The sequence below is a fragment of the Microbulbifer sp. Q7 genome, from assembly GCF_001639145.1.
GTDB lineage: Bacteria > Pseudomonadota > Gammaproteobacteria > Pseudomonadales > Cellvibrionaceae > Microbulbifer.
The window spans coordinates 545,592-567,387 of record NZ_LROY01000001.1; the positions used below are offsets into that span (position 1 = coordinate 545,592).

General features: G+C 60.4%; 21 protein-coding genes. 7 read left to right on the plus strand and 14 right to left on the minus strand.

What is annotated here, in order from left to right:
• The first annotated feature begins 161 nt into the window (after positions 1-161).
• Entirely contained in the window at positions 162-962 is an 801-nt protein-coding gene (locus AU182_RS02110; protein ID WP_066959955.1) for a putative porin, read from the plus strand.
• 84 nt (positions 963-1,046) lie between these two features.
• Here the strand turns inward: AU182_RS02110 and AU182_RS02115 are convergent, their stop codons facing one another.
• Entirely contained in the window at positions 1,047-2,339 is a 1,293-nt protein-coding gene (locus tag AU182_RS02115; protein WP_066959957.1) for a M48 family metalloprotease, read from the minus strand.
• Between the two features lie 101 nt (positions 2,340-2,440).
• Between AU182_RS02115 and AU182_RS02120 the strand changes: the two genes are divergently transcribed.
• The 3 genes from AU182_RS02120 (at position 2,441) to AU182_RS02130 (ending at position 4,294) form a co-directional block, all read left to right on the plus strand.
• Complete coding sequence (locus tag AU182_RS02120) at positions 2,441-2,932, plus strand: DUF4265 domain-containing protein (RefSeq protein WP_066959959.1); 492 nt, start codon at positions 2,441-2,443, stop codon at positions 2,930-2,932.
• A 92-nt stretch (positions 2,933-3,024) separates the two neighbouring features.
• Entirely contained in the window at positions 3,025-3,804 is a 780-nt protein-coding gene (yaaA, locus tag AU182_RS02125; protein WP_066959962.1) for a peroxide stress protein YaaA, read from the plus strand.
• A 130-nt stretch (positions 3,805-3,934) separates the two neighbouring features.
• The gene (locus AU182_RS02130; RefSeq protein ID WP_066959965.1) at positions 3,935-4,294 is read left to right on the plus strand and encodes a hypothetical protein; all 360 of its coding nucleotides are present in this window, start codon (positions 3,935-3,937) and stop codon (positions 4,292-4,294) included.
• 23 nt (positions 4,295-4,317) lie between these two features.
• On the opposite strand, the gene phoR is transcribed toward AU182_RS02130, so the two are convergent.
• The 4 genes from phoR to AU182_RS02150 all read right to left on the minus strand — a co-directional run bounded on the left by phoR (position 4,318) and on the right by AU182_RS02150 (position 8,086).
• Positions 4,318-5,631, minus strand: coding sequence for a phosphate regulon sensor histidine kinase PhoR (gene phoR, locus AU182_RS02135; protein ID WP_066959969.1), 1,314 nt, complete (start codon positions 5,629-5,631; stop codon positions 4,318-4,320).
• Between the two features lie 140 nt (positions 5,632-5,771).
• On the minus strand, positions 5,772-6,476 hold the full coding sequence (phoB, locus tag AU182_RS02140; RefSeq protein WP_066959972.1) for a phosphate regulon transcriptional regulator PhoB: 705 nt from the start codon (positions 6,474-6,476) through the stop codon (positions 5,772-5,774).
• A 133-nt stretch (positions 6,477-6,609) separates the two neighbouring features.
• The gene (ubiA, locus tag AU182_RS02145) at positions 6,610-7,491 is read right to left on the minus strand and encodes a 4-hydroxybenzoate octaprenyltransferase (protein WP_066959975.1); all 882 of its coding nucleotides are present in this window, start codon (positions 7,489-7,491) and stop codon (positions 6,610-6,612) included.
• A 19-nt stretch (positions 7,492-7,510) separates the two neighbouring features.
• Positions 7,511-8,086: a chorismate lyase gene (locus AU182_RS02150; RefSeq protein ID WP_066959978.1), complete on the minus strand. Its 576-nt coding sequence runs from the start codon at positions 8,084-8,086 to the stop codon at positions 7,511-7,513.
• Positions 8,087-8,305: 219 nt separating this feature from the next.
• On the opposite strand from AU182_RS02150, the gene AU182_RS02155 reads away from it, so the two are divergent.
• Positions 8,306-9,616 (plus strand): dicarboxylate/amino acid:cation symporter, encoded by a 1,311-nt coding sequence (locus tag AU182_RS02155; protein ID WP_066959981.1) that lies wholly within the window; start codon positions 8,306-8,308, stop codon positions 9,614-9,616.
• Between the two features lie 109 nt (positions 9,617-9,725).
• On the opposite strand, the gene lptE is transcribed toward AU182_RS02155, so the two are convergent.
• The 4 genes from lptE to AU182_RS02175 all read right to left on the minus strand — a co-directional run bounded on the left by lptE (position 9,726) and on the right by AU182_RS02175 (position 14,692).
• A complete protein-coding gene (gene lptE, locus AU182_RS02160) occupies positions 9,726-10,400 on the minus strand; it encodes an LPS assembly lipoprotein LptE (protein ID WP_066959984.1) in 675 nt (224 codons plus the stop codon).
• Between the two features lie 339 nt (positions 10,401-10,739).
• On the minus strand, positions 10,740-11,414 hold the full coding sequence (locus AU182_RS02165; RefSeq protein ID WP_066959987.1) for a hypothetical protein: 675 nt from the start codon (positions 11,412-11,414) through the stop codon (positions 10,740-10,742).
• Between the two features lie 252 nt (positions 11,415-11,666).
• On the minus strand, positions 11,667-13,772 hold the full coding sequence (gene recG / locus AU182_RS02170; protein ID WP_082859158.1) for an ATP-dependent DNA helicase RecG: 2,106 nt from the start codon (positions 13,770-13,772) through the stop codon (positions 11,667-11,669).
• The gene (locus AU182_RS02175) at positions 13,769-14,692 is read right to left on the minus strand and encodes a hydrogen peroxide-inducible genes activator (RefSeq protein WP_066959990.1); all 924 of its coding nucleotides are present in this window, start codon (positions 14,690-14,692) and stop codon (positions 13,769-13,771) included. The genes recG and AU182_RS02175 overlap by 4 nt, the downstream gene beginning before the upstream one ends.
• A 236-nt stretch (positions 14,693-14,928) precedes the next feature.
• Between AU182_RS02175 and AU182_RS02180 the strand changes: the two genes are divergently transcribed.
• Positions 14,929-15,186: a GlsB/YeaQ/YmgE family stress response membrane protein gene (locus tag AU182_RS02180; protein WP_066959993.1), complete on the plus strand. Its 258-nt coding sequence runs from the start codon at positions 14,929-14,931 to the stop codon at positions 15,184-15,186.
• Positions 15,187-15,395: 209 nt separating this feature from the next.
• Positions 15,396-16,274: an NAD-dependent epimerase/dehydratase family protein gene (locus AU182_RS02185; protein WP_066959995.1), complete on the plus strand. Its 879-nt coding sequence runs from the start codon at positions 15,396-15,398 to the stop codon at positions 16,272-16,274.
• A gap of 87 nt (positions 16,275-16,361) precedes the next feature.
• Here AU182_RS02185 and AU182_RS02190 read toward each other — a convergent pair whose 3' ends face one another.
• The 5 genes from AU182_RS02190 to AU182_RS02210 form a co-directional block, all read right to left on the minus strand.
• Positions 16,362-16,745, minus strand: a complete 384-nt coding sequence (locus tag AU182_RS02190; protein WP_066959998.1) for a RidA family protein — start codon at positions 16,743-16,745, stop codon at positions 16,362-16,364.
• A 207-nt stretch (positions 16,746-16,952) separates the two neighbouring features.
• On the minus strand, positions 16,953-19,070 hold the full coding sequence (locus AU182_RS02195; RefSeq protein WP_066960001.1) for a bifunctional (p)ppGpp synthetase/guanosine-3',5'-bis(diphosphate) 3'-pyrophosphohydrolase: 2,118 nt from the start codon (positions 19,068-19,070) through the stop codon (positions 16,953-16,955).
• A 68-nt stretch (positions 19,071-19,138) separates the two neighbouring features.
• The gene (gene rpoZ, locus AU182_RS02200) at positions 19,139-19,402 is read right to left on the minus strand and encodes a DNA-directed RNA polymerase subunit omega (protein ID WP_066960004.1); all 264 of its coding nucleotides are present in this window, start codon (positions 19,400-19,402) and stop codon (positions 19,139-19,141) included.
• A gap of 297 nt (positions 19,403-19,699) precedes the next feature.
• The gene (gmk, locus tag AU182_RS02205) at positions 19,700-20,320 is read right to left on the minus strand and encodes a guanylate kinase (protein ID WP_066960007.1); all 621 of its coding nucleotides are present in this window, start codon (positions 20,318-20,320) and stop codon (positions 19,700-19,702) included.
• Between the two features lie 218 nt (positions 20,321-20,538).
• Complete coding sequence (locus tag AU182_RS02210) at positions 20,539-21,783, minus strand: sterol desaturase family protein (protein WP_066960010.1); 1,245 nt, start codon at positions 21,781-21,783, stop codon at positions 20,539-20,541.
• Positions 21,784-21,796 lie beyond the last annotated feature (13 nt).

The window sequence follows — 21,796 nt, forward strand, 5'->3', positions numbered from 1 at the left end:
GATGAACTTGGCACGTCCGTCACAACTCAGTGTTTTCATTGCACATCCATTTTTCTGCGCTTAGAATCCGCGCCGAATTTGTTCCTCGGGCCAGCCGGCCTCAGGGACAGGTTGGGACGGGTACACAGCGTACCGATGTAAATTAAACAGGGAATACTTCCATGAAGTTCAAGTTTGCCGCACTGCCTTTGATGCTGGCTTCTGCCGCGGTTTCTGCGGATCAATACAATTCTTTTACCGATGTCGATTATACCGCTGCCGATTACGGCAACTTCGATGTCGACACACTGAGCTTTAACTCTCAGTACTATTTCGGCGCACTGGAGACGTTGGGCCCGCGCAAGGAGTTCAACTACATCCTGCCGGTTTCCAATATCTATGGTGGCTTTGATTACATCGACGCGGAAGGCAATGATGCCGATGAACTGACTTTGGGTGGTGAATACTACACCGGTCAGTGGAAGTTGTTCGGTGAGTTAAATGATTTTGACTCCACCAGCGCATACCGCGCCGGTGCGGGCTTCCTGTTTACTCCAAACCTGCTTGCCGAAGTTGAAGCGCGCAAAATAGAAGATTTGGATACCGTTCTGCTGGTTCGCGGACAGTACAACCACCAGCTGAGCGGCACCGACTACATTGGCTTCACTGCCGAAATTGACGACGACTTCGATTACCGTAGTGTTTCTAGCAAATATTTCACCGCTCTGTCCGGTGGTCAGTACCTCACGGCGCAACTGGGCCTGACCGACACGGATGATTCCGATTTGTACTGGGAAGGTGCAGTGGAGTTTTACTTCAACGAAAACACCTCGGTCGGTGGTGGGTACGCCGAGAATGAATCCTATTTCCTCGATGCCACCCACTTCTTCAATCGCAACGTGGCGGCCAAGGTTGCCTATGCCTCCAACCGCGATTTTGACGAACTGGATGTGTTCAGTATTGGCGTAACCGTGCAGCTGTAATTTGCTGACGGAATCACGCAGATAAAAAAAGCGGGTGAAGTTCTTCACCCGCTTTTTTTGTGTCTGCCAGTTTTGTGTGCGCCGCTAGCCCTTGTTGCTCAACGCCTGCACCCGCGCCTGTGCCTTGCTGGCGATATCTCCAGAGGATTTGGCGGCGATCTGGTAGTGGCTGAGGGCACCCTTGGTGTTGCCCTGCTCCTCATACACCTGCCCCAGGTAATAGTGTGCGTGTGGCGTCTCCAGATAGCGCGTGGAGCGCTGCAGGTCGCGTTCCGCGGCGGTGTAGTTTTTCAGTTGCGCGTTCAGCAGGCCACGCATCAGCCAGTTGGAAAACAGCGTCGGATTTTTCTGCACCGCGGTCTCGTAGGACTGCAGCGCTGCCTGGTACTGTTCCTTCTGTGCCAGCAGGTCCCCTTCCAGCGCAAAGAAGGCCGCTTCCTTGGGCTGCTGCTTCTGTGCCTGGCGGGTCAGGGTCAGGGCGCGGTCGTATTCCTTTTTCTGTACCGCAGCCACGGCCTCGTCGTAACTCTTGTAGGCATCCGCATCTTTCTTGAGTTGGGCGATGGCGCGCTGGTATTCATTGCGCTTGGTGACACCGCCGCCGAGCTTCTTGGCGTGCTGGATATTCGCATCCACCCGTGCCTGTGACGGGGGGTGACTGGCGAACAGCGCTTCCAGGCCACCGGCCTGCTTGCCTTTGGAAAGCTCGACAAATTTCTTCTGCAGGCGCACCGCCCCATAGGGGTCGTAACCCGCAGCCACCATGTACTTCATGCCATAGCGGTCTGACTCCAGCTCGTTGTCACGGCCGTACTTGGCGATATACGCGGAGCCACCGAACTGGCTGCCGAGGGATATCAGGTCGCCATAGGCAGTGTCCTGGGTGGTTGCGCCGAGAATCGCCAGGCCCGCACCCAGAATCTGCTGCTGGGACATGGCAGCCGCGGAATGGCGCGCCGCGGCGTGGACGATCTCGTGCCCCAGCACTGCCGCCAGCTCCGCTTCATCTTCCAGCAACACCAGCAGGCCGCGGTTGATCGCGATTTTGCCACCGGGCAGTGCCCAGGCATTGGGTGTGCCGTTGTTGAGCACCACAAATTCGTAGGGCAGGCTGGGCTGGTCGGAGACCCTGGCCAGCTTCTGGCCCACGTCGCTGACATAGCGCTGCAGGGAGGGATCGATCAGGTACTCACCGCCCTGGGTCTGCTGCGCCTTGGGGTACTGCTGCTCGCCCAGCGCCACTTCCTGGCTCTGGGACATCAGTGACAGCTCTTTCTTGCCGGTCACCGGGTTCACGGCACAGCCGGCCAGCCCGGTGATCACAGCAGCCGTCAGGGCCAGGGCCCCCAGGCGGTTAGAGATTGAGCGCGGAATCATAGATCACTCCCTGTATAATGTTCGGTTCATTGCTGCGGCGCAGGCACCTTGCACCCGGCCGGCAGCGAACGGTTATTTTACACAGTCCGGAGACCGAGGTTATGACGACCGCACTGCAGATTATCGAACTCTTTGCCGGCACCAACCCAGATGGCGAGCCGGTGGTGGAGCGGATGCAGGTTCGCGTCAACGAGGATGACAGCGTTCAGCTGGTGCGTTCGCCGGCGTTTATCAAGGGCATTGCCAGCGGTGATACCATCAAGGTCAATCGCGAAGATCCGGACAAGCCCACCTTCGAGCTGATCAAGCGCTCGGGCAACCTGGCAGTGCGGATTTTCTGCCGCAGCGACAGCACCAAACTCTCCGACCAGCTGACGCCGCAACTGGAAAAACTCGGTGGCGAACTGGACTTGGAGAGCCCGCGCCTGCTGGTGTACAGCATTCACGTGAGTTGCGGTTTTGCCGAAATCGAGCAGATCCTGAACAGCGCGTGCGATGGCGCCAACAGTGTCTGGTACTACGGGAACGTATACGACCCGGTGGATGGTCAGACGCCACTGAACTGGTGGCAAGACATCCTCAAACCAGAATAAAGCGACTGCGCGCGCCTGGCGGCCATCAGTCACATGCTCGTCACGCTTGCCGAGTCCTCTGCAGCGAGAAAAATATACATAGAGTTTGCCGTATGCTGATCGTAATTTCCCCCGCAAAAACCCTCGACTACGAGAGCGAGATTCCGCAGCTGGAAACGACCCAGCCGGATTTCCTCAAGGAATCCGCAGCCCTGATCAAGGAGTTGAAGGCCCTGAGTCCGCAGGATATCTCCAGCCTGATGAAAATCTCCGACAAGCTGGGCGTGCTCAACTACGACCGTTTCCACAGCTGGAAGCGTCCCTTCAGCGACCAAAATGCCCGCCCCGCCCTGCTGGCGTTCAAGGGTGATGTCTACACCGGGCTCGCGGCGGAAACCATGGGCAAGCGGGATTTTGCCTTTGCGCAAAAACACCTGCGCATGCTGTCCGGCCTCTACGGTTTGCTGCGCCCGCTGGACCTGATGCAACCCTATCGGCTGGAAATGGGTACCCGTTTTGCCAACAGTGGTGGCAAGAACCTGTACGAGTTTTGGGACGGCAAGATCACTGCGGCGTTGAATGAGCAGCTTACAGCGCTGAAAAGCAAGGAGCTGGTGAACCTCGCTTCCAACGAGTATTTCAAATCCGTGCAGCCCAAAAACCTGCAAGCCGACATCATCACGCCGCACTTCAAGGACTGGAAAAACGGCCAGTACAAGATGATCAGCTTCTTTGCCAAAAAAGCCCGCGGCATGATGAGCCGCTGGGCCATCGACAACCGGGTGAAGAAGTCCGAGCAGCTGAAAGACTTTGACGTCGCCGGTTATTATTTCAGCGAGGAGCACTCCAAAGGCAACGACTGGGTGTTCCTGCGCGACGAACAGCCGGCGTGAGCAGCGCATCCGTACTCTGGAGTGGCTGCACCGACTGGCCGAGAGCCAGGCCGGCATAGAAAACAAATCCCTGCCCGCCAACAACCCGCTGCTGGTGTGGCAACGCTAATCAGGAAAACAGGAGCGCATTATGCCCCCATGGTTTGAAACCGCCCTCGCCATAGGCGCCGCCATCGCCGCGGTCTTTTTCTTTGGCAAGTACCGCGAGACGGCGGCGGCACTGCACGAGTCCGAGCGCATGAAGCACAAACTTTCCAAGGACCTGGATCGCTACCGCGATGTACCGCAGCTGCGGGCGCTGCGCGACGGTTTGATTGGCGAGCGCACGCTGCCCGTCGACGATGAGGGCTACGAGCATGTGCTGATTCGCAACAGTGCCCGCAAACCGGTGCACATCAAGCTGAAGAAACAGGCGGAACCCGTAGCCGACAGCGGCAGCGTGCAGTTCCAGGCCGGTGGTGAAGCGCGCACCCTGCAGGAGCTGGATTGATTCGGAGCTGAATCAATCCGGGCTCAGGCGGAGCTGGGCAGGGCCAGCTTTTGTGTGGGGAAATTGAGGGTAAAGGTACTGCCGCGCCCGGGGACACTGCTCACGCTCATATTGGCGCTGTGGCGCAGTAACACGTGCTTGACGATGGCCAGGCCGAGGCCGGTGCCACCACTTTCCCGCGAGCGGCCGGCGTCCACCCGGTAAAAGCGCTCCGTCAGGCGTGGAATATGTACCGGGTCGATACCGATACCGGAATCCTTGACCGAATAGTGGCCGCCGGCGGCGTCGACTCGCCAGTGCAGCTCGATGGGGCCGCCGTCGGGGCTGTACTTCACGGCGTTGAACGCCAGGTTGGCGAAGGCGCTGTGTAGCTCGCCCGCATCCCCGGTGATCGTGCAATCCTCCGCACAGTGCACCGAAACCTGGTGGCGCCCGCCACTGAGGGAGCGCGTTTCTTCGCCCACCTGCTCCATCAGTGAGCGCACGGAAATTTTGTCTCGCCCCCGGCCGCGCTCCGACGTCTCCAGTCGGGCCAGCAGCAACAGGTCGTTGACCAGGCTGGTCATGCGCACCGTCTGCTCACTCATCTGTCCCAGTGGCCGTTCCCAGTTGCGCGGGGCCTGCCCGCTGGCCTGCAGGGTTTCCAGATAGCCGGCAATCACGGTGAGCGGGGTGCGCAATTCGTGGGATACGTTCGCCACAAAATCCCGCCGCATCTGCTCCAGATTATGCAATCGGGTGACATCCCGCACGATCACCAGCGCCTCATCCTGGCCGAAGCGGGTTACTTCCACTTGCAGCGTGCGCGATTCATCACCGGGTGCCGGCAGCGTGATCGGGTGTTGGGTCTTGTTGTTCTGCTCCAGCATGCGCTGGTACATATGCTCGACAAAGCGCGGGTCGCGGACAAAGTTGATCAGAGGCTGGCCTGCGTCATCCGGCTGCAGGCGCAACATCTCCTCCGCGGCCGGGTTCCACCAGGCCAGATTGCCTTCATCTTCCAGCGCGACAATACCCTCGCGCAGGGCACTGGTACTGTCCTGCACCCGGCGCAGCATGGAATGCAGCTTCTGTTTTTCCTTGCGGTGCCGGCGCTGCAGCCGGTAGAAATCGTCGGAGATATCGCCCCACACGCCAAAGTTCGTCGGCGCCGGGCCGCGGCGGCCATTGGCCAGCCAGCGGTCAAAGCGCTTTTGCTGGTACAGCAGCCAGAAGAGGTACAGGGTGAGGCCGGCACAGAGCGCCAGCCACCAGTGGTTGGTGACAAAACCAAGAATGGTGGTGCCGAGGGCGATGACGATAAAACGCGAGAACTCGCCAATACTGCGATCGAGCATGATGGTTTGGCCATCTTGTGGTTGAGCGAAACCGATTGCGGGAAATATACCGGATTCGAAGCGCTGGCCGAACCCCTTCTGCCGGTGCTTTGTCGCTGTGGGCGCTCACCCCGGCCCGCAGCGGTATGCGGACCCGGAGGCTATGCCCGTTCTGCGGTCTGCACGGAGAAGCGATAGCCGGTGCCGCGCACGGTCTGGATGTAGCGCTCGTGGCCATCCACGGTCAACGCCTTGCGCAGGCGGCGGATGTGTACGTCCACGGTGCGCTCCTCAACGTAAACGTTGCCGCCCCAGACATGATCCAGCAGCTGGGCGCGGGTATAGGCGCGCTCCTGGTGCGACAGGAAAAACGTGAGCAGACGAAATTCCGTGGGGCCCATTTCTACCGGGCTGCCGTTGATGGTTACCCGGTGGCAGACAGGGTCCAGCACCAGACCGCCCGCGGTCAGAGGCTCTTCCGGGGTGCTCGGTCCGGCCCGGCGCAGTACCGCCTTGAGGCGAGCCACCAGCTCGCGCGGGGAAAACGGCTTGGTGATGTAGTCGTCGGCACCGGTTTCCAGCGCCTTGATTTTGTTGTCCTCTTCGCCCTTTGCCGTGAGCATGATGATGGGCAAAGAGGCGGTCAGCTCGTCGCGCTTTAGGCGGCGCGCCAGCTCCACACCGGACACGTCCGGCAGCATCCAGTCCAGCAGGATCAGGTCGGGCTTCTCGTCAATCACCAGCGCGTGTGCGGTCTGGGCATTTTCCGCCTCAAGGCAGCGGTAATCGGCCATCTCCAGGGCCACGCGTAACATGTCCCGTACCGGGGCCTCGTCATCGACAATGAGAATGGTTTTGCTATGCATCTGCCTGTCTTACCCTAACTGATGTGCGTACCGATTGACGGATACCTTCCTAGACTGGCCATTTAACGTCACTTTAATGACAAATATATGACACGCAGCCAGTGGTCACGACTCTGCAGGGGCTTCCCCTGGGTCAGTTGGCAAGAAAATGGAAAAATATCCCGCAAAAAACCGCCGCACCCACCCAATTGTTGTTCAGGAAGGCCTTAAAGCAGTTTTCCCGTTGCCGGTCTCGCACCAGCCATTGTTGGTAGCCGAACAGCGCCGCGGCGGCAGTGACCCCTGCGTAAAACAGGCCCCCCAGTTCGGCGCGGCTGCCGAGCATCAGTAGCGCCAGGATCACCATGCCCTGCAGGCTGGCGGTCATCACACGGTCCATGTCGCCAAACAGGATGGCGGTGGATTTGACGCCGATCTTGAGGTCATCGTCGCGATCCACCATGGCGTAGAAGGTATCGTAGGCCACGGTCCACAGCAGATTGGCGGTGAAGATCAGCCAGGCCACCGCTGGCACCTCGTTGGTGACGGCGGCAAACGCCATCGGAATGCCCATGCTGAAGGCCGCCCCCAGCACCACCTGTGGCAGATGCGTGTAGCGCTTGGCGAAGGGATAGCAAAACGCCAGTGCCAGCGCGGGCAGCGAGAGCAGAATGGTGAGCTTGTTGGTGGTGAGCACCAGCAGGAAGGCGAGCAGCATCAACCCGGCAAACAGGCGCAGGGCGCCTTTCGGGGTCGCCGCGCCGGTGGCAAGGGGACGCTGCTGGGTGCGTTTCACGTGGCCGTCGATGTTGCGGTCGGCAAAATCGTTGATGGCGCAGCCGGCGGCACGGGTCAGGACGACACCGAGGGTAAATACCGCAAACAGGTGCAGCCCGGGCCAGCCACCGGCGGCGATCCACAGCGCCCACCAGGTGGGCCACAGCAACAGTAACGAGCCGATGGGCCGGTCGAGCCGGGCGAGCTGCCAGTACGGAAGTGCGGCGGGCCAGCGTTGCTGGATCTGTTGACTGATCATGGTTTCTCTCTGTGTCGACTCAGGCCAGGGGCGGATTGCCCGGCTGGAAGCTGCTGAGAAAGGTCTCGGCAACCAGCAGCGGCTTGCCCTGCAGCCAGAAGGTGGAGCGCCTGCCCCAGGCCTGCTTGTCCATGGTATCCAGCTCGGCCCTCTGGCAGCGCGGGTTGCGCGCGAGGCGGTTGAGGACGATGGGACCGCGGCGGATGTCCGGCTGGCTGAACAGTAATTCGCCGAGGGGGCGATTGTCGAGGTTGCGCAGGTAGCGGCACTTGCCGGCGAGGGTGCGCTCGGGCAGGACACTGCGCGCATAAACCCAGGGCTGCTCGCTGTTGCCATACAGCAGGACTTCGCGGATCAGCGCGCGGGTTCGGTCTTTCAGTTTAAGCGCGCGGCGCTCCTCCAGCTGGGGGGTATGCCAACCCTGGTGGAGTATTTGTACGCTAAACTGGCCCTTGCTCAGGTGCTTGAGGGCCGCCGTGAGGGAGCCCGGGTGCTGCAGCCAGGGCAGTAGATGTTCCGGCGGGGCATGGCCGTGCAGGCTTTCCAGCGGTTGTGGGTGCCAGTCGCCGATGGCTTCAAAGGGGGAGTGGTACAACGCAGACTCCACGCGGGGTTAAGCGGGTTTGAGTTCACCGCATTGTACCTGACGCTGGCAGCAGTGGAACTCGCTTTGCCCCGCGGGAGTGGGGTCGATATAGTGGCGCATTCGCTGGATCGTGTTGGTTGGCGGCAGCGCCGCCTTCCTGTCGGGGTTAGTGTTTTTTCACCAGAATAATGATTCGCCACTGCAAAGTGCGTGTTAACAGGATGGAACATGGGGCTTACTAAAAAAATCGTACTGGCCATGGTTGTGGGGATCGCCGTCGGCGTGCTCTTCAATGTGCTGAATACCAGCCAGGTGCTGGGGGCCGGTGTGACCGGCTTTATCAATAATTACCTGACCAATGGCCTGTTTGATATTGTCGGGCGGATTTTCATTGCATCCCTGAAGCTGATGGTAGTGCCGCTGGTGCTGGTGTCGTTGATTTGCGGCTCCTGTGCGCTGTCGGAAGGCAGCCGGGTGGGGGTACTGGCCGGCAAGACGCTGTTGCTCTACCTGGTAACCACCGCGGCCGCGATTTCCCTGGCGCTGCTACTGGCCACGGTGTTCCAGCCTGGCGTGGGCATGGAGGGCATTGCCGGTGACGCGAGCTTCGAGCCAAAGCCCTCCCCGCCGCTGTCCGAGGTCTTGGTCAATATCTTCCCCACCAATCCGGTGGAGGCGATGGCCAAGGGCAATATGCTGCAGATCATCGTGTTTGCCCTGCTGATGGGCTACGCCATTTCCCGCAGCGGCAAGCCGGGTCAGCGTATCGCCGGCTTCTTCAACGACCTGAATGACGTGATCCTGCGCATGGTCAGCGTGCTGATGATCTTTGCCCCCTACGGTGTCTTTGCACTGCTGGCGAACAAGATTGCGCAGCTCGGCTTCGAAACTATTTTGCTGTTGCTGAAATATTTCCTGGTGGTGCTGGGGGCGCTGTTGCTGCACGCACTCGGGGTCTACTCGCTGTTGCTCAAGTTGCTATCCGGCCTGAATCCGTGGCAGCTACTGAAGAAAATGCGCCCGGCGATGGTGTTTGCCTTCAGTACGGCTTCTTCGGCCGCCACCATCCCGGTCACCCTGCAGACTGTCGAAAAGCGCCTGGGTGTCGACAACAAAGTGGCCTCGTTCACCGTGCCCCTCGGTGCCACCATCAATATGGACGGCACAGCGATCATGCAGGGGGTGGCGACGGTGTTCATCTCCCAGCTGTACGGCATCGAGATTGGCCTGATGGGCTATCTGACGGTAATCCTGACCGCAACCCTCGCCTCCATCGGTACCGCTGGGGTGCCCGGGGTTGGGCTGATCATGCTGGCGATGGTGCTGCAGCAGGTGGGCCTGCCGCTGGAGGGCATCGCGATTGTGATGGGTGTGGATCGACTGCTGGATATGGTGCGCACGGCCGTGAACATCACCGGTGATTCCGTGGTGAGCACGATCGTGGCCAAAAGTGAGGGTGCGCTGAACGTGAACACCTTTAACGATGCGAACTACAACAGCGTGGTGAGTAACGGGGAGGAGCAGCGCGCGGCGTCGTGATCGCTTCAATCTGTGGTCTTCAATGAAAAGGGCGGGTCCTGCAGGACCCGCCCTTTTTTTGTCTGCCTGTCCCGGGTCGTCTTTCCCTGGTTGCCTGTCCCGGGCAAACTCAGAGCGACGCCATTTCCTGCAGCTCATCCGCCTCCAGGGTGTCTTCCATGGCTTCCACCAGCTCCTCGACCAGTTCGCTGAGCGCCTCCCTGATGGCCTCTTCGGTATTGTCATTCGCGGCGCGGCCATCGTGGTAGCTGCGCACCCGGTACTTCTGCTCGATCTTGAGCTCGTCGATGTTGACACCCTGTTCGCGCAGCGCGGTGCCTTGCTGGTTTTTGAGGGTATAGCGGAATTCGCCAGTGAGCCGCACATTGCCCTGCTCCAGATCGTAATCGCCTTTCGGCTTCATGGCACTCAAGTGCTTGATCACTTTCAGGTTGAGTGACTTGTGCAGGCTCAGGACACCGTCACGGGCGACCAGCGGAACCTCCTCGTCTTCCAGATATTGCTGGAGCTCTCGCGCCAGTTCGCTGTGCAGGTGCTGGGTATAGCTGCGCACGGCTTGCTGCTTCAGTTCAGCGAGGCCGCCCCCGCGGCTGGCCTGGGCCAGCATCAGCTCCAGGTTGCCACTGGAAATGGGCATGGGCACGTCGATATCAATTTCGGTCGGGGCAATGACCAGGCTGGGGATATGCTCGTCACCCCCCCACATCTGCGCCGTCGCCTGGGTGGACAGACTCATGCCCAGCAGGCCGGCGAACATCAGGCCGCGTAACTTGAAAGTTCTCATGCATCGTTCCCTGTTTTCTTTTTTATAACGGGATTTCATTGGCAGCTGGCGAATGAATTCGCTCTGTTTTGCTCTTATGACAAACAAAGGCTGCCATTTATTGTGATCGAGCGCAAAAAATTTCCGTGACTTTCGGCTTGGCGGCGGTCAGTTATGTGCGCTGTGTCGCAGTGTGGGGCTTTACTTTGCGGTATGGCTCTGTAGGGGGCGGGCTGGGTCTGCGTTGTGAAGGGGGCGGAGCGGCAGCGCCTTGGCGTGCTTGCAAGGGAAAAGTGTACAGCGCGCAAGGCGCGGCCTTCGCGCTGTACGCCCGCCTGAAGGGCTCGGCGGATGAGGGGATTAGCCGCGGCCCACCAGATCCCGCAGGCTGTCTGCTTCGAGGTCGTCCTCAATGCGGTCGATGATGCGGTCCACCAGCGTGTCGATCATTTTTTCCAGTTGCGCATCCGTGTTGTCTTCGGCTTCCCCGGCCCCCAGAGGTGTCTTGATCTGATAGTTGCCCTTGAGGCGCAGATCGGCGATATCCAGGCGTTTTGCCGCCAGCACCTCGCCACTGGGGGCGTTCAGCAGAAACTGGTAATCGCCGGAAGCGCTGAGGTTGCCCCGCTCCACTTCATAGCCGCTCCGGTTCTTGAGGCCGCTCAGCTGTTTAACGATCGAGATATTGATGCTGTTTTGCAGGGTGAGTGAGGTGTTGTCCGTGACCAATGGCACTTCTTCATCGACGAAAAATTCGCGCAGCGCGGCCTCCAGCTTTGTCCGCAGCTGGTCACTAAACGCGGTGATGGCTTTCTCGCGGGTGGCGCTCAGACCCTCGGCAGATGTGGCCTGGGCCAGCAGCGCATCGAAATCGTTACCCTGTAGTGGGGTGGGAATGTCCGCGGCGATTTTGGTGTGCGCCAGGGTGATGTGCGGCGCTGGTGTATCGCTGCCGCCAAACAGGCCCTGCGCCCAACACTGGGCGGTAAATAACAGGCTGATCAGTACGGCAGAGTGCTTGATGGATATGTTCAAGAGAATCTTCCGTTGATAGTCATTTTGAGGGTAAAGGCTGTCGTGGCTGCGCCGGGCTAGCCGGCTCGCACTGATTTCGGGCGTTTTCTAGCTTCTATGCAGGCTGCCACCACTGACACGGGAGTGCAAAATTATTGGTGACCGGACATGACCAATAGGTCATATAGATTGAGGGGGGTACGCCAATGAGCGCTGTGAAGCGCGTCTGGCTAACGGGGGGCAGTGCGTGCGACGGGTAATTGAAGCGGGAGGTCAGGCTTCGGCAAAGCGCGGCTTATTGTGCAACCAGCGTCGCACCAGCGCGGCGCGGTTCTCACTACTCAACTGGGGCGCTGCCGCCATCTTCTGCACTTGGGGCAAGAGGTGGGCGTCTCGCTGCAGGTCGGCGATGCGGTGCTGTATTTCACCGGTCTGACGGGTGCCGAGAATTTCTCCCGGGCCGCGCAGGCGCAGGTCCTCTTCGGCGATGGCAAAGCCGTCCGCGTGATCGCGCAGGGCCTGCAGGCGCGCGCGACCATTGGCGGACAGCGGTGTGGAGTACATCAGCACGCAGTGACTGGCAACGCTGCCCCGGCCCACGCGCCCCCTTAGCTGGTGCAGCTGGGCAAGCCCCAGACGCTCGGGGTTCTCGATAATCATCAGGCTGGCGTTGGGCACATCCACACCCACCTCGATGACCGTGGTGGCCACCAGCAGGTCGATTTCACCGGCCTTGAAGGCTTTCATCACCAGGTCTTTGGCGTCCGGCTTCATGCGCCCGTGTACCAGCGCCACCCGCACGCCGTCCAGAGTGTCGGCCAGCTCCTCGGCAGTGGACTCTGCGGCCTGCGCCTGCAAGGTCTCCGACTCCTCAATCAAGGTGCACACCCAGTAGGCCTGGCGCCCTTCGCGTACGGCGCTTTGCACCCGTGCCATCACGTCGTAGCGGCGCTCGTTGGAAATGGCCACGGTATTGATCGGCTGGCGCCCGGGAGGCAGCTCGTCGATCACCGAGCAGTCCAGGTCGGCAAAGGCGGACATGGCCAGGGTGCGGGGGATCGGTGTGGCGGTCATGATCAGCTGGTGGGGCTGGGTGCGTGTGGGCCCGTCTTGGGCGCCCTTTTCCCTCAGTTGCAAACGCTGGGCGACGCCAAAGCGGTGCTGCTCGTCAATGATCACCAGCGCCAGGCGGTGAAACTCGACGCCCTCCTGAAACAGGGCGTGGGTCCCCACCACCAGCTGTGCGTCGCCATTGGCGATGGCCGCCAACTGCGCCCGACGCTCGGCCGCTTTCATGCTGCCGGTGAGCCAGGCAACGGTGATTCCCAAGGGTTCGAGCCAGGCGCTGAAATTGATGCGGTGCTGCTCCGCGAGAATTTCCGTAGGTGCCATGACCGCGCACTGGTGACCGGCGCCGATGGCCTGCAGTGCGGCGCGGGCGGCGACCAGGGTTTTGCCGGCACCCACATCCCCCTGCAACAGGCGCATCATTGGGGTACTCGTGGCGAGATCCCTGGCGATTTCCCTCCCAACCCGTTGTTGCGCATTGGTGGGTGCAAACGGCAGGCGCGCGAGAAAATCCCGTTCCAGCGCGGCGTTCGGCTGCAACGGGGGCGCCGCTACTGTGGAGGCGCTGCGGCGCAGCTCCAGCAAGCTCAGGTGGTGGGCCAGCAGCTCTTCCAGGGCGAGGCGCTGCTGTGCGGGGTGCTGGCCCTCGGCCAGTTGGACAATATCGGCATCTGCCGGCGGTCGGTGCAGGTACATCAGGGCCCCGGTCAGCGGCATTTGCAGCCGCTGCGGCAGCAGTGTCGCGGGCACCAGCTCGGTGACATTGCCCTCCGCCAACCAGTCGAGCCCCTGCCCGATCAGAGCGCGCAGGCGCCCCTGGCCCAGCCCTTCGGTCAGTGGGTAAACCGGCGTCAGGGTTTCCGCGGTGGGTGAAACATCTTCGCCAACAATTTCGGTTTCCGGGTGGTACAGCTCGATGCCGGCACTGCCTCGCCGGGCCTCGCCGTAGCAGCGCACCCGGGAGCCAGGTGTCAGGCGATTTTTCTGTGCCGCGGTGAAATGGAAAAAACGCAGGGTGACGCTGCCGGTGGTGTCCTGAATGCGCACCGCCAGGCTGCGGCGGCGGCCGAATACCACATCGGCGGCGCGCACCTCGCCTTCGATGACCGCGTCCATACCCGGGCGCAGCCCTGCCAGGGGAACCACGCGGGTGCGGTCCTGGTAGCGGGCGGGCAGGTGGAACAGCAGGTCCTGCAGGGAACTGATGTGCAGTTTGGCGAGGGTTTCCGCCAGTTTGGCGCCGACACCCTTGAGTGCGGTCACCGGAATTTCTGCCAGCGGTTGTGGTGACGGTGTGTGCGTTTGCTTCACGGACTCGGTAGTTGGCACTGGTTAATGGCGTCGCGCAGCATATCGATGGCGCGGTGACGTGGAAAACTGGCGCGCCACGCCAGCGCTACGGTGCGCTGGGGCGCCGGCGCCACGAACGGGCGAGTGACCAGTACCCCGGTGGCGTACTGGGACGCAGCCGCCGCCGATAGCGGCAGCACGGTGATGCCCAGGCGCGAGGCGACCATGTGGCGCAGGGTTTCCAGGGAGCTGCCGTCCGCGGCGGTGCGGATATGGCCGCTACCGGCTTCTTTTTCGATCGACTGCTGCAACTGCGGGCAGGCCTCGAGTACCTGGTCGCGGAAACAGTGCCCCTCCCCCAACAGCAGCACATTGTCTTCGCACAGCTGTTCCGGCGTCAGTGCCTCGTACTGGGCCAGCGGGTGGTCGGAAGGCATCAGCACCACGAAGGGCTCATCGTACAGCGGCTGTGTGACCACGTCGGGTTCGGTAAACGGCAGCGCCAGAATGACCGCGTCCAGCTCGCCTTTGCGCAGCCGTCCGCGCAGGGTGGACGTGTAGCCCTCCTCCACGAACAGGGGCATCTGCGGCGCGCGCTGCTGGAGCTGCGGGATAAAGTGCGGAAACAGATAGGGGCCGATGGTGAAGATTGCGCCAACGGAGAGGGGGCTGCTCAGCTGATCCTTACCGGCACTGGCGATGTCTTTGATGGCCGCGGACTGTTCCAGCACCAGCTGCGCCTGCGCGACGATACGCTCGCCCAGTGGCGTGGCCTGCACACGGGTCTTGGAGCGCTCGAAAAGCGCCACGCCGAGCTCTTTTTCCAGCTTTTTAACCGCAATGGACAGGGTGGGCTGGCTCACAAAACAGCGTTCTGCAGCGCGCCCGAAGTGCTGCTCCTGAGCCAGGGTGACGATATAGCGCAGTTCGTTGAGGGTCATGGTAAACGCAATCAGAGAAATCTTGGCGATAGAGTTTATTCATAAACCCCCCTGGGCGGCCAGCAAATCTGCTGCTACCGCGTATGAATGTCTCAATCTAGAAAAAAATGCTATTAATTAAAAACTCAGTTAGTAAAATTTGCTATTAAGGTGCCACTGGACCCGGTGGCATGGCGCTTTTTTTGCTATACGTGTAAGGGCAAGTGTTCAAAACACACAAAGCGGAGAAACGCTCTATGGGTATATTGTCTTGGATTATTTTGGGCCTGATCGCAGGCGCGCTGGCGAAGTGGATCATGCCCGGCCCGGATCCCGGTGGCTGGATTGTCACCATGGTCATCGGTATTGTCGGCGCCTTTATTGGTGGCTGGCTGGGCTCTCTGGTGGGCATTGGTGGCCCGGTAACCGGCTTCTCACTGGGAGACATTGTTACCGCGGTAATTGGTGCGATCGTACTACTTTTCATTTACCGCATGGTGAAATCGCGCAGTTGACCCGTCACTAGTGCTTTCAATACCCGGGCCCGCGTTATACTGCGGGCCCGGTTCACAGATTGCGGTTGGCAAACAAGCTATAAATAGCGCTGCTGACTGAATGTTCGCGGTAATTCATAAAAACTATTTCGGTGCGACGCAGTTTCCGCTGCGGCATCGTGTATTGTGGGGACTGAAGTTCGGTACCCCGGGGGTTGATACGAGCGGTTATGGCAAAGGAAAACGTCTGGATCTTCGGTTGTGGTGACCTGGGGACTCGTCTGGCACTGAAGCTGGATCGCAATGCATACGATGTATTCGGAGTGCGACGCAATCCCCTGCAGGCGCTGTCACGCAAGCGCCGCGCCGATGTGGTCAACTGGCGTCGCGGCGATGCCACCAAACCGGAAGATATCCAGCGGCACCTGAGCAACGGTGCCGATATTGTGATTGCTACCTTTACCCCTGGCGCGAGTACGCCGCAGGCTTACCAGCGTGCCTACGTAGAAACCGCCACCGCCATGCGCGATAGCCTCGCGGCCATGGATAAGCCCCCCCGTCTGTTTCTGTGGATATCGTCCACCCGCGTGTACGGCCAGAGTGGTGACCAGTGGCTCGATGAGCGCTCCCAGCCCCTGCCGGGCAGTTATCAGGGTGAGGCGCTACTCGCCGCAGAGAAAATCGTGCAGTCTTCCGGCACGGAAACCTGTGTGGTGCGCTTTGCCGGTATTTACGGTCCGGGCCGCGACCGTCTGTTATCCCAGGTACGCGCCGGCCGCTGTGCGCCGCCGTCACCACCCCAGTACAGTAACCGGATTCATGTGGATGATGCCGTGGGATTCCTGGCGCACCTGATCGAGGGCCAGAAGAAAGGAATGCCGCTGGAGAAGCTGTACATCGGCGCCGACTGTACGCCGGTACCCATGTATGAATTACAGAGCTGGCTGGCGAAGTCTATGGGGTACACCAGCGCGCACCTGCGTGAAGAGGTGGCGACCAGTGAGCGTCGCTCGAAGAAAATGAGCAACAAGCGCATGCTGGAGAGCGGCTATACGATGCTGTATCCGGATTATCGTGCGGGCTACAGTACCCTGTTGGAAAACGACTGAGCTATCTGGCTACCAATCTAGCTACCAATCTAGCTACCTACACCGCGCCACCCGCTTCGGGCGGCGCAGCAACCCTGACATCCCCTGTTAGATCACCATCACCGCTTCGGCTTCAAACTGCGCGCCTTTGGGCAACTCACTGACGCCGACGGCGGCGCGTGCGGGGAACGGCTTGGTAAACACCTCTTCCATTACCGCATTGACGGTGGCGAAGTTGCTGAGGTCCGTGAGGTACAGGTTCAGCTTGACGATCGAGTCCAGGGAACCGTTGGCTGCCTCACACACCGCCTTGAGGTTTTTAAACACCTGCTCAGCCTGCTCCCTGAAGTCGTCGGAAATCAGCTCCATGGTTTCGGGCACCAGTGGAATCTGGCCGGAAAGATAAATGGTGTTATCGACTTTGACCGCTTGCGAGTAGCTGCCGATTGCGGCCGGTGCCTTATCGGTTTTTATCACGGCACGATTGGGCATAGGTTACTTCTCCGGGCCTGACAGGGCCTGCTTGCTGAAAAATAAAGCGGGAAAATATAGCGCGGTTTTTTGGGTTTGGGGAGTAATGCCGGCGGCGGGCTGTCGATATGCGCGCCCTGTCCACATTGCACCGGTCTTCGCGCAAAACCACACCCGCTTTTGCGGCCTGATCGCAACAGATATCCGCCAGCGTGACCGCTTTGGATATCAGGGGCGCGCGATCTTGATTACCGCCGGCAGGTTGCGTAGGCGTTTCATGATCTGTGCCAGGTGCACCCGGTTGGTGACCTCCAGGGTCAGGGCGATGACACTGTGCTGGGCATCTTTCTCGTCCACATGGATCTGCTCGATGCTGGCGCCCTCTTCGGTAATGCGGGTGGCCAGGCGGGCGATGATGCCGCGCTCGGATTCCACTTCCACGCGCACATCGCCGAGGAAATCCCCCTTCACATCCGGTGACCAGGCCACCGCCATGATGTTTTCCGGATGTTCACGCAGCTCCAGCGCATTGCGGCAGGTGTCCCGGTGGACCACCACACCCTTGCCCGAGCTGATATGGCCGATGATGGTGTCGCCGGGAATCGGCCGGCAGCAGCGCGCGAAACTGATCATCATGCCCTCCTGGGCGTCGATGGTCAGAGGCGATGAAATATTGCTTGCCTCGGTTTCGGTGGTGCCCGGGGGGATCAGCAGCTTGGCGGCGGAGAAGGCGGCGCGGTTGCCGAGGCCGATTTCCTCAAGCAGATTGTCGAAACTCTCGCATCGGGCTTCCTTGACCCCGCGCCGAATCTGCGCGTCGTCCAGATCTGAAATTTTCAGGCGGAATTTGACCAGTGCCTTTTCCAGCAGCCGGCGGCCCAGTTCGATGGAGTCGTGATGGCGCTGGTGCTTCAGGTAGTGGCGGATGGCACTGCGCGCTTTGGCGGTGACCACAAAGTTGAGCCAGTTGGGGTTCGGCTGCACATTCTTGCTGGTGAGGATCTCCACCTTCTGGCCGCTTTCCAGTGGCTGCGACAGGGGGGCCAGGCGCTGGTTGATGCGCACCGCCACGCAGGAGTTGCCGATATCCGTGTGCACCGAGTAGGCAAAATCCACGGCGGTGGCGCCGGCGGGCAGGTCGATGATCTTGCCCTTGGGCGTGAACACGTAAACCTCGTCCGGAAACAGGTCGATTTTTACGTTTTCGATAAATTCCAGTGAGTCGCCGGCACGCTGCTGCATTTCCAGCAGGCCCTGTACCCAGCGACGCGCGCGCACCTGGCTGGTGCCACCGGTGTTGAGCACCTCATCCCCGGACGATTTGTACAGCCAGTGGGCGGCAATACCGCTGTTGGCCATCTCGTCCATCTCTTTGGTGCGAATCTGCACCTCAATCGGCACCCCGTGCATCCCGAGCAATACGGTATGCAGCGACTGGTAGCCGTTGGATTTGGGGATGGCAATATAGTCTTTGAATTCGCTGATGACCGGCTTGTACAGGTTGTGGATAACCCCGAAGGTTCGGTAGCAGGTGTCCACGCTGTCAACGATGATGCGGAAGGCGTAGACGTCCATGATTTCCTTGAACGACTTCTTCTTCGAGCGCATCTTCTGGTAAATGCTGTACAGGTGCTTTTCGCGGCCGATCACCAGCGCATCGATTTTCTCCCGCTCCAGGCGCAACTCAATGGCATTCTGGATTTTTTCCAGCAGCTCCTTGCGGTTGCCGCGCGCGGCGACCAGTGCGGCGCGCAAGCGGCTGGCGCGCAGCGGGTAGATGGCAAAAAAGGCGCGGTCTTCGAATTCGATCCGCACATCGTTCATGCCCAGGCGGTTGGCGATGGGTGCGTAGATTTCAAGGGTTTCGCGGGCGATGCGTGCGCGCTTTTCCGGCTTCAGCGAACCGAGGGTGCGCATGTTGTGCAGGCGGTCGGCGAGCTTGACCAAAATCACGCGGATATCCCGCGCCATGGCCAGGGCCATTTTCTGGAAGTTCTCGGCTTGCTTTTCCGCCGGGCTGTCGGTTTCGAACTGGGTCAGCTTGGAGACGCCGTCCACCAGGTCGGCAATCTCTCCGCCAAACTGTTCCGCCAGCGCCGCCTTGGGGATACCGGTATCTTCAATGACGTCGTGGAGCATGGCTGCCGCCAGACTCTGGGCGTCCATATGCATGCCGGCCAGAATGGTGGCAACCGCCAGGGGGTGTGTGATGTAAGGCTCACCGGAGCGCCGTTTCTGGCCCTCGTGTGCCTGTTCCGCGTAGAAGTAGGCGCGGCGAACGAACTGGATCTGGTCGGGGGAAAGGTAGGACGAGAGGCGATGGGCCAGACTGTCGATGGTGTGCAAAGCCGCGCTCGCCTCTTAAATTTCCAGCAAATCCTGCATTACTGCGTCAATAATCGGTCAACTTCAGATTACATGTCCTGCTCTGACAGGAACACCGGCGCTGGTGCGGCGTGGTGTACCGGCTCTTCTTCCGGCTCGTCCAGAATGCTGGCGTCAACGAAGCCTTCTTCGATTTCGCGCAGGGCGATCACGGTGGGCTTGTCGTTTTCTTCCGGTACCATCGGGTCGCGGCCGCCGGTGGCGATCTGACGGGCGCGCTTGCTGCCTACAATCACCAGCTCAAAGCGGTTGTCTACGTGGTCGAGGCAATCTTCAACGGTAATACGTGCCATAAATCTTCTATTCCAGTGTGTAAGTTTGCCCGGCTGGGCAAAATTGACGAATTCTGTTGTCTGCCCGGTCAGTGCCGGCGCGGACGGGGTTGACTATTCTACCGGACCGCGCGGTGTACGCAAATCGAACAGTGGTTAAAGACGCATAAAGTAAGATGCGAAGGTGGCGATGCCGGGTATGGGTTTGCCAGACCTTCTGCGAGAGGGACCTCGCAGAAGAGCCCCCATGGATGGGTTCACGGCGTGTCTGGTAAACCCATACCCGGCAGCGCCGCCGCCACAAAACTAGATTCGAGCTTACTGGCTCCGCAGCAACGACTGCAGCAGCCCGGAGTGACGCTCCTGCTGCCTCACCAAGCGCTGGCGCTCCGCCACCATAATCGAGCGCAGCTCGTTGAGGGCGGTGGTGAAGTCGTCGTTGATCACCAGGTAATCGGTCTCCACATAGTGGGACATCTCGTCGATGGCCTGCGCCATACGTTTGTCGATCACCGCCTGATCATCCTGGCCGCGCCCGGTCAGGCGCTCCAGCAGTGCCTGTTGTGACGGCGGCAGAATAAAAATCCCCACCGTTTCCGGCATCAGCTTGCGCACCTGTTCGGCACCCTGCCAGTCGATCTCCAGGATCACGTCACGGCCGCTGGCCAGGGTCTCTTCAACCCAGGCTCTGGAGGTGCCGTAGAAATTGTCGAACACCTGGGCGTGCTCCAGAAAGGCGCTTTCGCCGAGCATCGCCACGAACTCGTCGCGATCCACAAAATGATAGTTGATGCCCTCAACCTCTCCGGGGCGCATGGCCCGGGTGGTGTGGGACACGGATACGGTGACCTGGGAGTCTGCCTCGATCAGCGCTTTGACAAGACTGGTTTTACCGGCGCCGGAAGGCGCGGAGACCGTATAGAGAGTACCTGTGGACACGGCGAACCCTGCTGCTGTGTTGGTAAAGTGGTTGGGTGGGCGGGGATTATAGCGAAAGGAAGACAGGCAGTCCCCCGACCGGTGCTGGGGGCAAAGTGTTGGGCTTTTTCAGACTGCGTGCCACGGGGAGGCGAGCAGTCCGAAGCCGGCCGGGAGTGCCTGCGGAATCTCAACCGCTCGCCTTTGGGGAAGGCTCGGGCTACTGCGGATTCCTGTTGCTAATTGCGAACGGAAGTGACTGTATCGTCTTTATGCACAAAAACCAACACCCACCAGGCGATTGCGCTCGCGAGGCAGTAGCCGATAAGCGCCGGCCAGGTGCCTGCTGGCAGCAGCGGCAGGGTCGCCGCCAGCAGTGCCAGGCGCCCCAGCTCCCAGTGACGGCTGCGTGCATCGCCATCGAGTACCCGCCCGTTCACCACCAGGCCAATCACTAGCATCAGCACCATCAACGCCAGCGATGCATAGGAAAAGTCGCCCGCGTTTGACAGCAGCGCGAGGGTGGCGCCCGAGTAGATCAGGTGTTGAATCAAAGCGTACCAGCGCAGTCCCCGGTCGATTTGCGGGTCAAACCGGCGGAAGTTGCTCAGGTCGCCACTGGGCACGGGCATTGCCGCTTCCGCGTCCGTCGGGCGGTAGCCGGTGGCGCGGAACCACAGGGTGAGTTTTTCCTTCCAGCGCTTGGTGTACACCGCGTCCAGCCACATGCGCTTGAAGTGTTGCAGGTTGGCCGCCAGCGGGTCGAAGGTGTTCAGTGGCTTGCGGACGCCGTAGATACAGGGCTCGTCGTCCAGTTCCTCCTGATAGGTGCCGAACAAACGGTCCCAGATAATCAATATGCCGCCGTAGTTGCGGTCCACGTAGATCGTGTTCTGGGCGTGGTGCACCCGGTGGTTGGAGGGGGTGACCAGAATCCATTCCATCCAGCGCACCTTGGGAAACTTCTGGGTGTGCACCCAGAACTGGTAAATCAGGTCGATGGCGCCGGCGGTAATCAGAACCTCGGGGGGCATGCCGAGCAATAGCAGGGGCAGGTAAAAGATCCACCCCAGCGGCACCAGGTCGCTGGACTGACGCAACGCGGTGGTCAGGTTGTAGTCCTCGCTCTGGTGGTGCACCAGGTGCTCCGCCCAGAAGATATTGATCTCGTGGCTGATGCGGTGCTTCCAGTAGTAGCAGAAGTCGTAGGCGATCACGGCGAGGACCATGTGCCAGGGGTTTTCCAGCGACCAGTGGATCCCGAGGCTCTGGTAGGTAGGTTCCAGCCACTGATACAGGGGTATGTACAGCAGCATCAGGATACCGACCTTCACCAGCCCCAGAATGCGGCTCAGGATGCCCGCGCCGAGGCTGCCGATGGCGTCGTTCAGGCGGTAGAGGCCCCAACCGCGCCAGCGGTCCAGTGTCAGTTCGATCAGCACGGCGAGCAGGAAAAATGGAATGGCGGCAGTGATGAGTCCCACGGTTACCTCGGAA

What these genes read in the sequence shown, in the direction of transcription:
- ubiA (WP_066959975.1), bottom strand. Translation starts at nt 7,491, where the DNA reads ATGATCAGTCAACAGATCCAGCAACGCTGGCCCGCCGCACTTCCGTAC.
- AU182_RS02180 (WP_066959993.1), top strand. Translation starts at nt 14,929, where the DNA reads ATGGGTATATTGTCTTGGATTATTTTGGGCCTGATCGCAGGCGCGCTG.
- AU182_RS02130 (WP_066959965.1), top strand. Translation starts at nt 3,935, where the DNA reads ATGCCCCCATGGTTTGAAACCGCCCTCGCCATAGGCGCCGCCATCGCC.
- phoB (WP_066959972.1), bottom strand. Translation starts at nt 6,476, where the DNA reads ATGCATAGCAAAACCATTCTCATTGTCGATGACGAGGCCCCGGTACGG.
- AU182_RS02120 (WP_066959959.1), top strand. Translation starts at nt 2,441, where the DNA reads ATGACGACCGCACTGCAGATTATCGAACTCTTTGCCGGCACCAACCCA.
- AU182_RS02185 (WP_066959995.1), top strand. Translation starts at nt 15,396, where the DNA reads ATGGCAAAGGAAAACGTCTGGATCTTCGGTTGTGGTGACCTGGGGACT.
- lptE (WP_066959984.1), bottom strand. Translation starts at nt 10,400, where the DNA reads ATGAGAACTTTCAAGTTACGCGGCCTGATGTTCGCCGGCCTGCTGGGC.
- phoR (WP_066959969.1), bottom strand. Translation starts at nt 5,631, where the DNA reads ATGCTCGATCGCAGTATTGGCGAGTTCTCGCGTTTTATCGTCATCGCC.
- AU182_RS02155 (WP_066959981.1), top strand. Translation starts at nt 8,306, where the DNA reads ATGGGGCTTACTAAAAAAATCGTACTGGCCATGGTTGTGGGGATCGCC.
- yaaA (WP_066959962.1), top strand. Translation starts at nt 3,025, where the DNA reads ATGCTGATCGTAATTTCCCCCGCAAAAACCCTCGACTACGAGAGCGAG.
- AU182_RS02115 (WP_066959957.1), bottom strand. Translation starts at nt 2,339, where the DNA reads ATGATTCCGCGCTCAATCTCTAACCGCCTGGGGGCCCTGGCCCTGACG.
- AU182_RS02175 (WP_066959990.1), bottom strand. Translation starts at nt 14,692, where the DNA reads ATGACCCTCAACGAACTGCGCTATATCGTCACCCTGGCTCAGGAGCAG.
- rpoZ (WP_066960004.1), bottom strand. Translation starts at nt 19,402, where the DNA reads ATGGCACGTATTACCGTTGAAGATTGCCTCGACCACGTAGACAACCGC.
- AU182_RS02190 (WP_066959998.1), bottom strand. Translation starts at nt 16,745, where the DNA reads ATGCCCAATCGTGCCGTGATAAAAACCGATAAGGCACCGGCCGCAATC.
- AU182_RS02110 (WP_066959955.1), top strand. Translation starts at nt 162, where the DNA reads ATGAAGTTCAAGTTTGCCGCACTGCCTTTGATGCTGGCTTCTGCCGCG.